Origin of the sequence: Faecalicatena contorta, from assembly GCF_001404335.1 — a bacterium.
GTDB lineage: Bacteria > Bacillota > Clostridia > Lachnospirales > Lachnospiraceae > Faecalicatena > Faecalicatena contortus_B.
In genome coordinates this window covers 45,135-58,130 of sequence record NZ_CYZU01000023.1, presented here as the reverse complement: position 1 = coordinate 58,130, position 12,996 = coordinate 45,135, and the positions used below count along the sequence as shown (strand labels likewise).

The window sequence follows — 12,996 nt, the reverse complement described above, 5'->3', positions numbered from 1 at the left end:
CTAGCTGCGCGCAGTTTCCACACAGTTGTTCATCAGCATGGCAATTGTCATAGGACCTACCCCGCCCGGTACGGGCGTAATTGCAGACACTTTATCAGCCACATCCGTAAAATCCACATCTCCACAAAGTTTGTTATTCTCATCGCGGTGCATCCCCACATCAATGACGACTGCACCCTCTTTTACATATTCTGAATTAATAAACTGCTTTTTCCCGATTGCAACGATCAGTATATCCGCACGCCGGGCAACTTCTTTCAGATTTTTCGTGCGGGAATGCGTTACGGTTACCGTCCCGTTTTCCCTAAGAAGCAGCGCCGCCATGGGCTTTCCTACAATATTGCTTCTTCCGATCACAACACATTCTTTTCCTTCTATCCCGATACCGGAGCGCTTCAGAAGCTGGATAATGCCGGCTGGCGTACAGGATAAAAATCCTTTTTCCCCGATCCAGAGGCGTCCCACGCTTTGCGGATGGAAGCCGTCTACATCCTTATCCGGTGAGATTGTCCGGATAACCAGATCTTCATTAATGTGGGAAGGCAGAGGCAGCTGCACCAGAATTCCATTGACACCGCTGTCCGCATTCAATGTCTCCACGAGAGATACAAGTTCCGCCTCCGTCGTAGTCTCAGGCAGTTCAAACGCCCGGGATTCTATCCCGATATACGCGCAGGCCTTTTTCTTATTATTGACATACACAGAGGAGGCCGGATCATCCCCCACCTGTACAACCGCCAGGCAGATATTGCCCCCCATTTCCTTTATTTTCTGTACTTCTTCCTTTAATTCGTCCTTTATCTGAGCTGAAATCAGCTTTCCGTCAATTATCTGTGCCATTCCATCCTCCTTTAGAAGAGCCCGGTAATCTTACCATCTTCAGTAACATCTATATGATTAGCAGCGGGGACTTTAGGAAGCCCCGGCATCGTCATAACTGCGCCCGTCAGCGCGACTACAAATCCTGCGCCGGCACTGACATATACCTCCCGGATGTGGATATCGAAGTTCTCCGGCCGTCCGAGTTTTTTCGCGTCGTCAGACAACGAATATTGATTCTTGGCCATACAGACGGGGAAGGTTCCGAAGCCCATCGCCTCGATCTTAGCCAGCTGCTTCTCGGCCACAGGTTCGTAGACTACACCGCGCGCTCCGTATATTTCTTTTGCTATGGTCTCTATTTTTTCCTTCAGTGACAGTTCGTCCGGATATAGCGGATGGTAATGGCTTTCCTTATTCTCCAGGGTCTCAAGTACCTTTTCCGCCAGCATGATACCGCCGGCTCCGCCCTTTTCCCACACTTCTGAAAGTGCAAATTCACAGCCGCGCTCCTCACAGAATGTGCGGATGTATTCATTTTCCGCCGCTGTATCTGTCACAAAAGAATTCAATGTTACAATAACAGGTATGTCATATTTCTGGATATTCTCTATATGTTTTTCCAGATTGACAATCCCTTTTGCAAGCGCTTCCAGGTTCTCTTCGCCCAAATCGCTTTTTGCAACTCCCCCATTATACTTCAAAGCGCGCACTGTTGCAACTAAAACTACGGCATCCGGTTTTAGTCCTGCCTTGCGGCATTTGATATCCAGGAACTTTTCTGCGCCCAGATCCGCACCGAATCCTGCCTCGGTAATCGTAATATCGCTGATCTTAAGCGCCATCTTGGTGGCACGGACACTGTTGCAGCCATGGGCAATGTTCGCGAAGGGCCCGCCGTGTATCAGCGCAGGTGTATGTTCCAGCGTCTGAATAATATTCGGTTTGACCGCATCCTTTAAAAGAGCGGTCATCGCTCCTGTGGCCTGCAGATCGTCTGCCGTAACCGGATCTCCATCAAAATTGTAGGCCACGATAATTCGGCCGAGTCTCCTTCTCAAATCCGCCAGATCATCTGCCAGACACAGTATGGCCATGATCTCTGAGGCTACGGTTATAACAAAATGGTCTTCCCTCACCATTCCGTCCATTTTACTGCCCAGCCCCACGACCGTATTGCGCAGCACCCTGTCGTTCATATCCAGGCAGCGTTTCCAGACCACCTGCCGGGGATCGATTCCCAGCGCGTTTCCCTGCTGGATATGATTGTCCAGCATTGCCGCCAGCAGATTGTTTGCAGAGGTGATTGCATGAAAATCACCTGTAAAATGAAGGTTCAGATCTTCCATCGGAACCACCTGGGCATATCCGCCTCCGGCTGCGCCGCCTTTGATTCCGAAGCAGGGGCCGAGAGACGGCTCCCGCAGGGCAATCAGCGCTTTTTTATTCAGCTTGGCCATTGCCTGGCCAAGACCTACTGTGGTGGTGGTTTTCCCTTCCCCCGCCGGGGTCGGATTGATTGCCGTTACAAGAACCAATTTCCCATCCTTGCGGTCCTTGACCTTATCCCACAGATCCTCGGAAAGTTTTGCTTTATATTTGCCGTAGAATTCAAGATCATCTTCTTTAATTCCAATGCTTGCCGCCACATCCCTTATGTGCAGCATCTCTGCCTCCTGCGCAATCTGAATATCTGTTTTCATTTGATTCCCTCCTGGATTATATATTATCTTTTATATACTGTTCAAATTCTTCTTCTGACATCAGGATCTTTCTGGGCTTAGTCCCTTCTTCTTCCCCGACAACACCTGCTTCAGCCAGCTGATCCATGATGCGCGCCGCTCTGTTAAAACCAATTTTGAACATACGCTGCAGCATGCCGATAGACGCCTTTTCCTTATCTATGATCAGTTTTCCTGCCTCCACGAAATATGTATCCCTGTCGCTTCCGCCTTCCCCAGTCCCGGGCATCATACCGCCGGCTGCAGGCGCTCCCGCATTCGCGTTCACATGCTCTTCCACTTCTTCGCTATAAGAAGCGTTGCCATTGTGTTCAATCAGATAATCAACGACTTTCTGCACTTCCTTGTCAGAAACAAACGACCCCTGCACTCTGACAGGCTTCGGAAAACCTGTCGGGTAAAATAACATATCACCTTTTCCTAGAAGCTTTTCCGCCCCGTTCATATCAATAATCGTTCGGGAGTCAACCCCTGATGATACAGAAAAAGCGATTCTGGATGGCATATTCGCCTTAATCAGCCCGGTAATTACATTGACAGAAGGCCGCTGGGTCGCCAGAATCAAATGCAGTCCGGCTGCTCTGGCCAGCTGTGCCAGACGGCAGATGGCTCCCTCTACTTCTCCGGGCGCTACCATCATCAGATCTGCCAGCTCGTCCACAATAATCACGATCTGCGGCATCTTCTTTGGCGCGTCTCCGTTCGTTTCCAAATGGCCGATCTTATCGTTAAATCCTTTCAGATCTCTTACATTGTATTCCGCAAAAAGCTTATAGCGCTTTTCCATCTCAGCGACGGCCCAGTTCAGTGCCCCGGCTGCTTTCTTAGGATCCGTAACCACTGGGATCAACAGATGCGGAATTCCGTTATATACACTGAGTTCCACCACTTTCGGGTCTACCATAATCAGCTTCACGTCTTCCGGGTCAGCCTTATAAATGATACTCATAATCAATGTGTTGATGCATACAGATTTACCGGATCCAGTGGCTCCGGCAACAAGGAGATGCGGCATCTTTGCAATATCCGCAACCACCACTTTCCCGGAAATGTCCTTGCCCACTGCAAAGGAGATACCGGACTTCTTGTTCTTAAATTCACTGGATTCCAACAGGTCTCTCAGCATAACCGCCGTATTTTCACTGTTGGGCACTTCGATGCCGACGGCTGCCTTACCGGGAATAGGAGCCTCAATTCTGAGATCGGTCACAGCCAGGTTCAGTTTAATATCGTCGGCCAGGCCCACGATTTTGCTGACTTTTACACCCTGCTCCGGTTGAATCTCATAACGGGTGACAGAGGGACCGCAGCTTGCATTGGTCACATGTACCTGTACGCCAAAATTCTGAAGCGTCTGCTCCAGCTTGAGTGCGGTGGCCCGCAGGTGGGCGTCTGAATCCCCGCTCGTTTTCTTCCCCCGGTTCAGCAGGGAAAGCGGCGGAATCCGGTAGATTGCCACAGGGTGTTCATCCTGTGCCTTGATAGTCTCTTCTACATGTACTGCCTCGGCAGCCACCATCTGGGCACTCTCCTGTGTCTTACGCTTTTTGGCCGGTTCGGGTGTCTTAACCGGTGTGTCCGGTACGATCTCCTCCACGGATTCCGGCTCCGGACGGTTAATTACCAGCTCCTCAAACGGAGATGGCACAGGTGCTTCTCCGGCCCCCGTGTCCTCCGGTGTTAACTCCTGCAGATCAGGAGTCTTTCTGTGTATTGTTTTATCTGACAGGGTGGTGGCAAAAGAAACTCCGGATACCTTACGATCCTGTCTTTTTTGCTTTTCAGTCTCTCTTTGCTGTTTCTGCTCCACCCGTCTCCGGGCAGCAGCCGCTTTTTTCGTTCTGGCGTCTTCATACGCCTTTTTACTGTGGTGCCCCAGCGGCGCAAGAAGCGATTTCTCCGTGATCAGGATCACACAGATTACCGCAAATATGATGATCACCACATAGGTGCCCACGACGCCGATCAGCGGACACAACAGCTTTACAATACAGCCGCCTATCAGACCGCCGGCATTCTTATGCTGACTGGCAAGCTTATAATAGGTCAATAATCCCGCTTCAGAATCGTAAGGATTCATGACCAATTCTAAAAATGCGGTCAGCAAAAGCAGCAGCAGAACAATGGCTCCCACTTTTATGTACGCGTGTGCGTTGCCTTTATTTGATATGGAAAAGGCAACCACACCGAACAGGATAATTGGCAATAGATATGCCATAAATCCGAATAATCCGAACATGACTGACGAAACTGCCTCCCCCGCAATTCCCCCCAGGCCAAAATTACTAATCACAAGCAGGATACAAACCGCCAATACGGCAAGTATCAGAATCTCTTCTTTCAGGGCTGTATTTTCCTGCTTTTTCGTCCTCCGGCCTGTTGTTTTTCTTTTCTTTGTCGACTTTGCAGCCATTATACTTCCCCCTTGGTATTTACACATACTGTATTTAGTATACCATTATTTGAAAAGCATGTCATTATTAAATTTTTCTCACTCAAAAATATCAGGGATTAGATTATAAACCGGGAAGATCCAAACCTGTTTCTTCTCTGTTCCTGTCTTCAATCATGGAATGAAGTTTGGAAAGCGCCTGGCTGATGCCCCCGACCTCGTCGATCAGTCCTTCTTTCACTGCGTCTTCACCTTCCAGCAAGGTTCCCACATCTTTTACAAGCTGTGTGGAATCCAGCATTAATTTTTCCAGGCGTTCCTGGGTTATATTGGAATGGGATGCAATGAACTTTGTGATCCGGTCCTGTGTCTTTTCCATGTTGCGGTAACTCTGAATCACTCCAATAAACATGCCGGTAGATCTTACCGGGTGTACAATCATCGTACCGCTGGGTACAATAAAGGAATAGTCTGCGGAAACGGCGAGCGGTCCTCCGATAGAGTGGCTTCCGCCCAAAACAAGTGACACAGTGGGTTTACTGAGCGAAGCTATCATCTCTGCGATGGCAAGTCCCGCCTCCACATCGCCTCCCAGTGTATTCAAAAGAATCAGAATGCCTTCGATCTCATCATTGTCCTCTGCTTCTGCCAGACGCGGAATCAGATGCTCATATTTTGTGGCTTTTGTATTGCCGGAGACTGCCTCATGCCCTTCAATCTCGCCGATAATCGTCATCAGCTGGATATTATGCCTGCCGCTTTCCTTGCCAAGCCTGAGGGTACCGGTCTCTTTAATCTCTTCGTTCTCATCAGCCTGAGTTTTCCGAATCTGCTCTTCTTTATTATTATCCATTTTATTCCTGCCTTTCCTTCTCGTAACAATGCTTCATTTTTATATAGTATCTGAAAGAAAAACAGGAATTATACATTGATTTGCAGCTTGCAGCAAACCCGCTCCACAGGGGCATGTTTTGATTTGTAATCGGACAAATCAAAAATGGTATGGATGATTGTATACATCCATACCATTCAAATTATTGCAGTGCCTGCTCAATATCCGCAATAATATCCTCTACATTTTCAATCCCAACGCTGAATCTGATCAGGTCAGGCTGAACACCTGCCTCCAGCAGCTCCTGCTCATTCATCTGGCGGTGCGTGTGGCTTGCAGGATGGAGCACACAACTGCGCGCATCCGCAACATGAGTCACGATCGCCACCATTTTCAGTTTATCCATCATCTCAACTGCCGCGCTGCGTCCGCCTTTCAGACCAAATGTCAGTACGCCGCAGGTGCCGTCCGGCATATACTTCTGAGCCAGGTCATAATACTTATCCCCGGGAAGAGAAGGGCAGGACACCCAGGCTACCTTCTCATGGCTCTGCAGGTACTTTGCAACGGTAAGTGCATTTTCACAATGGCGGGGCATACGCAGATGAAGCGTCTCCAGCCCGATATTTAATAAAAATGCGTTTTGCGGCGCCTGAATAGATCCCAGATCTCTCATCAGCTGTGCGGTGGCTTTCTGAATATAGGCGAGCTTGCCAAATTTCTGTGTATAGACAATCCCATGGTAGGTCTCATCGGGTGTCGTCAGTCCCGGAAACTTCCCGGGCTGCGCTTCCCAGTCAAAATTACCGCTGTCCACAATGGCTCCGCCCACACAGGATGCGTGGCCGTCCATATACTTGGTGGTAGAGTGGGTCACAATGTCTGCCCCCCACTCAAAGGGACGGCAGTTGATCGGCGTTGCAAATGTATTGTCCACAATAAATGGTACTCCATGTGCATGCGCCGCCTTTGCAAATTTGTCAAAATCAAGAACGACTAGCGCCGGGTTTGCAATGGTCTCCCCGAATACAGCCTTTGTGTTGTCCTTAAAAGCAGCCTCAAGCTCTTCCGGCGTACAGTCAGGATCTACAAAATCGGCTTCCACTCCCATCTTTCTGATGGTATGCGCAAACAGGTTATATGTACCGCCGTAAAGTGCAGAAGCACATACGATATGGTCTCCTGCCTCTGCAATGTTCATGACCGCATAAAAATTAGCCGCCTGGCCGGAGGAGGTAAGCATGCCGGCAACACCACCCTCTAAATCACAGATCTTAGCGGCAACCGCATCATTGGTCGGGTTCTGCAGCCTTGTATAAAAGTATCCGGCTTCTTCCAGGTCGAACAAGCGCCCCATCTGCTCGCTGCTTGTGTACTTGAAAGTAGTGCTCTGGCAGATCGGCAGGACTCTCGGCTCTCCGTTTGCCGGTTCATAACCGGATTGTATGCATTTTGTCTCTATCTTATAGCTGCTCATAATTTCCTTCCTCCTAAGAATATAGATATTTCCTTTCCAGCTTACGTACCATGTCGCTGTAGAGCATCTGGCATTCCTTCTTTTTGCCCTCCTCGATCAGCCGGACGCAGGGTCTTAGATAATCCTGCCAGATTCCCGCATATATACTAGCCGAATCTTCCTGCCGGTCGATGCGTTTTACAATCGTTGGTGCGATATTATAATATTCATTTACTGTTTCCATACCTTCTTTGGACTCCAGCAGATACTGGTCACGGTAATTCCGAAGCAGCGTCAGTTCATAACAGTCGTCCGGTTTATCCAGGCTTCTGCAGACTGCTGTTGTGATATAGCAGAGTCCTTTTTTGAAGCCTCCCTGGATCTGTTCACGTGTGGAATGCCCGATTTTATTATCCGGCATCCTTTCATTATATAACTCAATCATCTTTTCGGTAAACTCTTTTGTCTTCACGCTGCTGATCTCCCCCAGAAGCGGGACAAAAAAAGATACCATATTCATATTAAAGTCAAGACAGGCCAGATCCCTCTTCCTTTTTGAAGGCACCGCCGCCAGCTGCTCCGCCGCATAATCCGGGATGACAGAGGCAGTCTTTGCCAGCGCCTCATCTGACACCTCGAAGGCTTCTCTGATACGCCCCAGGAGCGCGCCGTGCCTGTTCAGTAATATGTCCATATCAGATGCATAAGTTTTTTTATGAAACTTCTTTGCATATTCGGCAGTTTCCTGAAATAAAGAAATCATATCTGCCTGCAGATTTTCCTGATTCATATTATCTCCTCTTTTTGTAAGGTATTGGCATACCGCTGATTATTCGTCCCAGTTATGATATACGTCCTGCACATCATCATCTTCATCCAGCAGATCCAGTGTCTTCTGAATATTCTTAATGTCATCCTCAGAAGTCAGTTCCACATAGGTCTGCGGAATCATCGTAACCTCGGCATCTGCCATACTGATGCCCTCTTCCTCCAGCTTCAGGCGTACTGCGCTGAATTCTTCCGGCGCTGTGAGAATCTCAAAACTGTCATCGCTCTCGGTAAAATCTTCCGCGCCTGCGTCCAGTGCCAGCATCATCAGCTCATCGGCATCCATGCTGCACTCTTCCTTATCAACCAGTATCTGCCCCTTCTCATCGAACATAAAAGAGACACAGCCTGGGGTTCCCACATTACCGCTTCCCTTTGTAAATGCGTTCTTTACATTGGAAGCAGTCCGGTTCTTGTTGTCTGTCAGGGCCTTTACGATAATTGCTGTCCCGTTGGGCCCATATCCTTCATATGTAATATGCTCATAATTGTCGCCCGCACCCTCGCCGGCCGCTTTTTTAATATTCCGTTCTATGGTGTCATTCGGCATATTATTGGCCTTTGCCTTAGCGATTACATCGCGCAGGCGGCTGTTGTTATTCGGGTCCGGACCGCCGCCCTCTTTTACTGCAACGGCAAGCTCACGTCCAAGTTTCGTAAAAACCTTGCCCTTTGCAGCATCATTTTTTTCTTTCTTATGTTTAATATTCGCAAATTTAGAATGTCCTGACATCTCTAATCTCCTCTTTTAAATTTTCTTTACGTATTCTATCCGCAGAACTTGCCATACAATTTTACCACTCTTTTTTGTATATTTCAATTCTTTCTTAACAGATTCATCTCTGGGTTATGTAGGAAGTTCCAGACTGATCCGGATCGCATCGTTCACCCGCTTCATCATTCCACTGTCTACATGGCAGACAAATTCTTTCAGACGCTGCTTGTCGATCGTCCGGATCTGCTCCAGCAGGATCACGGAGTTCTTTACAATATGGTATTTCTCTGCACTGATTTCAATATGGGTAGGAAGTTTTGCTTTATTCATCCTGGATGTGATAGCCGCACAGATTACCGTAGGGCTGTGCTTGTTGCCCACGTCATTTTGTATAATCAGTACAGGACGGATACCGCCCTGTTCCGAGCCCACGACAGGACTCAAATCTGCATAATATATATCGCCTCTTTTAATTACCAAATCACTTCACACTCCGATTCTAATACTTTGATACTTGAGTATTCCCGCTTTTTTCGGATGTATGCAAGTGCACGAAAACTTTGGACAATCTTTATGATGTACTAGAAATATTCTACTTGTTTTACAACTTCCCCGTTCCTGGTATAAACCCTTGGGATCCTTCTGCCCAGACAGCAGACGAACTCATAGTTAAAACGTCCGCAGAGACCGCTTAGTTCCTCCACAGAGATGTGTTCCTCCCCATCGGAGCCGACCAGAACAGCCTGATCCATGAACGTCACACCCGAGATATCTGTTACATCAACCATAAACTGGTCCATACAGACCCTTCCAAGTATCCTGGCCCGCCTGCCGCGGATCAGCACGTCAGCTTTATTCGAAAGCCCTCTGGCGTATCCGTCACCGTACCCGACAGGAATTGTAGCTACTTTCATCTTCTTAGGTGCAATGAAAGTGCCGCCGTAGCTGATGGAAGCCCCCGCTTCTACTTCCTTCACAAAAGTAACGTGGCTGATCAGCTCAAGCGCTGGCTTGAGGCTCACAGCTTCCCGCGAGACCTCCCCTGACGGGTACATTCCGTATGTGGAAATACCCGCGCGGACCAGATTATGTTTCATGTCCGGGAAGTCGATAATCCCGGCGCTGTTGTCACAATGATAATATGTAATGGAAGTTCCTTCCGCCTCCAGGGCCTTCTTCATCCATTCAAACTTTTCGTGCTGCTTATGTGTGTAGCTCTTGTCGGTCTCATCGGCTTTGGCAAAATGCGTATACATTCCCTCGATCCCTATATTAGGCAGCCTGCCGATCTCCCGGATGGCCTTTACACTCTCCGGGCCGGGCAAGAATCCAAGCCTTCCCATCCCTGTATCAACTTTAATATGTATATGTGCTGTTCTGCCGAGCTTTGCCGCGGCTTTTGACATGCCTTCCACCATCTCCTTCATATAAACAGTAGCACGGATATCCTTAAGAATCATCTCCTCATACTGCTCCGGGAAAATACAGCCGAGTACGAGAATTGGTTTTTTAATCCCTTCCTTTCGGAGAGCTGCAGCCTCCTCCAGGCTTGCGGTGGCGTAGCCCCATATGTAATCCTTTTCTTCAAACATTTCCGCAATCGGCACGGCGCCATGGCCGTACCCATCCATCTTTATCACGGCGATGATCTGCGCCCCTTCCCCAATCCGCCGCCTCATCTGTTCCATATTATATGATACGGCATCCAGGTCTACCCTGGCAAATACCCTGTTAAACTGTTTCATTACTCCATACTCTCCTCTGTTCTTTTTAGGCAGTCCCCGATTCCCGCCGTTAAATCTTCTGCCAGCACACTGTAGGAACCCCTGGCGGCTTTGGCCTCATCTCCTGCGCAGGCGTGCAGGTATACTCCGCAGACAGCCGCCTCATAAGGCTTCAGTCCCTGCGCCATCAGCCCGGCAATGACTCCCGCGAGTACGTCTCCGGCCCCGGCCTTTGCCATGGAACTGTTTCCTGCAGTATTGACGAATATCTGACGATCCCACTTGGCCGCAATTGTACGTGCATCCTTTAAGACGCAAACAACACCAGCTCTGTCTGTAAAAGACCTGGTCATCTCGAAACGCTTTTCCTGCAGCTCTGTAACAGAACAGCCCAGCAGGCCGGACATTTCTTTCAAGTGCGGCGTCAGGACAATGGGCCGCTCCCGCTCTTCAAGCAATTCCGGATGGCACCCCAGTATATTCAGTCCATCTGCATCTATCACGCAGGGAATCTGAACCTCTTTCACGACCTGAGTCAAGATACTCTCCGCAACACGGCTCTGTCCCAGCCCGCAGCCAATGCAGACCACATCCGCCCATGCGAGGAGATCCCGAATGTTTTCTTCCTCATATTCAGTATAAGTACTGACAATCGCTTCCGGTAAAAGCTGCTGCAATATCACCCGGTTATCTTCATGTGTATAAATCCGAACCAGACCCGCGCCGCATCTATACGCGGCCTTCGCACTCAGATATGCGGCGCCCGACATACCGCGGCTTCCGGTAATCATCAGGATCTTCCCATAGGTTCCTTTATGTGAATTGGGCCTTCGGGGCGGGATCAGCTCCGGCAGATCCGATTTTTCAAATGTGTAGCAGACACCCGGTTCTTTTTCAAAAAGCTTCCGGCTGATTCCGATGGATACGGCAACAGTTTTTCCGGCATATTGGCAGCCTGGATGTAAAACACAGCCCAGCTTTTCGCACTCAAAAGTAACCGTCAGATCGGCTGAAAATGCCGTCCCTAGTACCTTTCCTGTGGCTGAGCAGATGCCGGAAGGGATATCTATGGCAACCTTCTGCCCCGGCAGCGCATTCATCTTTTTAATATTTGCCGCGTATGCTCCCGAGACTTCCCGGTTCAAGCCCACGCCGAAAACGGCATCCACTATAACAGTATATTCCTTCCTGCTGATTGTTGTTACTACAGGAACACCGCAATTTTCAGCGATTTTCATTTGCTGCATGCAGTCAGGAGTCCTGGATTCTTCGTTTCCGATGAAGGCGGCCTCAACATCACAGCCTTTTTCTTTTAACAGGCGCGCAACTGCAAAGCCGTCGCCGCCGTTGTTGCCGGAGCCGCAGACCACCAGCGTTCTGTGTGTATTGATCTTTTCCTGCTCCATGACGGCCACTGCCGCCAGAGCAGCCCGCTCCATCAGCACCATAGAGGGAATCCCGATCTCATGGATCGTGTAATTGTCAGCTTTCTGCATCCATTCACCGGTAGGCAGATATCTCATATACTCACTCTCCTTTTTTTTATAGAGTTTCGCTTGTGAAACCCGCGTCCGCAGCGGCCGCACTGGCATCTGCCTCTAATACCACTGTGCGTATCCCCAATGGGATTGTATCTGATAGGCGCACGTTTCCTAATAAGCGAAATAACGTGCAACGAAGGCGCAGCACCTTTGTTACACGTTTTATATTATTAATCAATTATCATGTTCTTCATTGTAACGGCTGATATTATAGGACAGTTTCATCAAACTATCAGACAAATGTACACTTTCTACGATCACATCATCCGGCAGGTGCAGATCAGTGTGCGCAAAATTCCATATGCCCTTGATACCATTCTCAACAAGCATATCGGCTACTTCCACCGCTTTTGACTTTGGAATCGTCAGTGCGGCAATCTCTATGTCCGTATTTTCAACAAATTCTCTCAGATCGTCCATCATACGGATCGGGATTCCTCGTATTGTTACCCCTTCTAGTCTTGGATTCACATCAAAAATACCCTGCAGTATAAAACCGCTCTTTTCAAAGGCCGCGTAATTGGCAAGCGCCTGCCCCAGGTTACCCGCTCCTATTATGATTACGTTATGTTTTCTGTTCAGTCCCAGAATCTTTCCGATCTCTGTATAGAGATACTTAACATTGTATCCATATCCCTGCTGGCCGAAGCCACCGAAGTTGTTTAAATCCTGGCGAATCTGAGATGCAGTGACGCTCATCTTCTTGCTCAGGTCATTTGATGAAATCCGTTCTACTCCTGCATCCAGTAATTCTCCCAAATATCTGTAATATCTGGGCAGCCGTCCAATTACCGCACGTGATATCTCTCTATCTTCCACAGCTATCCCCTCCAAACTTAATCTATTTCATATTATATAGAATTGTACGGGCAAAGTCAAATTTTAGTTGTATTTTAAACTATTTTCGTTATAATGAAATAAGTATACGCAAGGGCATCCCGCAGCTC

At 48.6% G+C, this 12,996-nt stretch carries 11 protein-coding genes; all 11 read right to left on the bottom strand.

Annotated features, from left to right (window positions below; translation table 11 throughout):
- The 11 genes from folD to ARB69_RS12815 all read right to left on the bottom strand — a co-directional run bounded on the left by folD (position 1) and on the right by ARB69_RS12815 (position 12,868).
- Positions 1–840 (bottom strand): bifunctional methylenetetrahydrofolate dehydrogenase/methenyltetrahydrofolate cyclohydrolase FolD, encoded by an 840-nt coding sequence (gene folD, locus ARB69_RS12865; protein WP_055153456.1) that lies wholly within the window; start codon positions 838–840, stop codon positions 1–3.
- Positions 841–851: 11 nt separating this feature from the next.
- Complete coding sequence (locus tag ARB69_RS12860) at positions 852–2,522, bottom strand: formate--tetrahydrofolate ligase (RefSeq protein WP_055153454.1); 1,671 nt, start codon at positions 2,520–2,522, stop codon at positions 852–854.
- A gap of 16 nt (positions 2,523–2,538) precedes the next feature.
- Positions 2,539–4,974 (bottom strand): FtsK/SpoIIIE family DNA translocase, encoded by a 2,436-nt coding sequence (locus ARB69_RS12855; RefSeq protein WP_055153452.1) that lies wholly within the window; start codon positions 4,972–4,974, stop codon positions 2,539–2,541.
- 103 nt (positions 4,975–5,077) lie between these two features.
- Positions 5,078–5,806: a ClpP family protease gene (locus tag ARB69_RS12850; RefSeq protein WP_025657388.1), complete on the bottom strand. Its 729-nt coding sequence runs from the start codon at positions 5,804–5,806 to the stop codon at positions 5,078–5,080.
- Between the two features lie 181 nt (positions 5,807–5,987).
- The gene (locus ARB69_RS12845; RefSeq protein ID WP_055153450.1) at positions 5,988–7,262 is read right to left on the bottom strand and encodes an O-acetylhomoserine aminocarboxypropyltransferase/cysteine synthase family protein; all 1,275 of its coding nucleotides are present in this window, start codon (positions 7,260–7,262) and stop codon (positions 5,988–5,990) included.
- 13 nt (positions 7,263–7,275) lie between these two features.
- A complete protein-coding gene (locus ARB69_RS12840) occupies positions 7,276–8,031 on the bottom strand; it encodes a CFI-box-CTERM domain-containing protein (RefSeq protein WP_055153448.1) in 756 nt (251 codons plus the stop codon).
- 39 nt (positions 8,032–8,070) lie between these two features.
- Entirely contained in the window at positions 8,071–8,802 is a 732-nt protein-coding gene (locus ARB69_RS12835; protein WP_025657387.1) for a YebC/PmpR family DNA-binding transcriptional regulator, read from the bottom strand.
- 114 nt (positions 8,803–8,916) lie between these two features.
- A complete protein-coding gene (locus ARB69_RS12830) occupies positions 8,917–9,264 on the bottom strand; it encodes a type II toxin-antitoxin system PemK/MazF family toxin (protein WP_009004161.1) in 348 nt (115 codons plus the stop codon).
- Positions 9,265–9,365: 101 nt separating this feature from the next.
- Positions 9,366–10,529 (bottom strand): alanine racemase, encoded by a 1,164-nt coding sequence (gene alr / locus ARB69_RS12825; RefSeq protein ID WP_055153446.1) that lies wholly within the window; start codon positions 10,527–10,529, stop codon positions 9,366–9,368.
- Positions 10,529–12,031, bottom strand: coding sequence for a bifunctional ADP-dependent NAD(P)H-hydrate dehydratase/NAD(P)H-hydrate epimerase (locus tag ARB69_RS12820; RefSeq protein WP_055153444.1), 1,503 nt, complete (start codon positions 12,029–12,031; stop codon positions 10,529–10,531). Before ARB69_RS12820 ends, alr begins: the two co-directional genes overlap by 1 nt.
- Positions 12,032–12,223: 192 nt before the next feature.
- Entirely contained in the window at positions 12,224–12,868 is a 645-nt protein-coding gene (locus ARB69_RS12815; protein ID WP_025657385.1) for a redox-sensing transcriptional repressor Rex, read from the bottom strand.
- Positions 12,869–12,996 lie beyond the last annotated feature (128 nt).

Coding starts and splice junctions, on each gene's coding strand:
- folD (WP_055153456.1), bottom strand. CDS start 840: ATGGCACAGATAATTGACGGAAAGCTGATTTCAGCTCAGATAAAGGAC.
- ARB69_RS12860 (WP_055153454.1), bottom strand. CDS start 2,522: ATGAAAACAGATATTCAGATTGCGCAGGAGGCAGAGATGCTGCACATA.
- ARB69_RS12855 (WP_055153452.1), bottom strand. CDS start 4,974: ATGGCTGCAAAGTCGACAAAGAAAAGAAAAACAACAGGCCGGAGGACG.
- ARB69_RS12850 (WP_025657388.1), bottom strand. CDS start 5,806: ATGGATAATAATAAAGAAGAGCAGATTCGGAAAACTCAGGCTGATGAG.
- ARB69_RS12845 (WP_055153450.1), bottom strand. CDS start 7,262: ATGAGCAGCTATAAGATAGAGACAAAATGCATACAATCCGGTTATGAA.
- ARB69_RS12840 (WP_055153448.1), bottom strand. CDS start 8,031: ATGAATCAGGAAAATCTGCAGGCAGATATGATTTCTTTATTTCAGGAA.
- ARB69_RS12835 (WP_025657387.1), bottom strand. CDS start 8,802: ATGTCAGGACATTCTAAATTTGCGAATATTAAACATAAGAAAGAAAAA.
- alr (WP_055153446.1), bottom strand. CDS start 10,529: ATGAAACAGTTTAACAGGGTATTTGCCAGGGTAGACCTGGATGCCGTA.
- ARB69_RS12820 (WP_055153444.1), bottom strand. CDS start 12,031: ATGAGATATCTGCCTACCGGTGAATGGATGCAGAAAGCTGACAATTAC.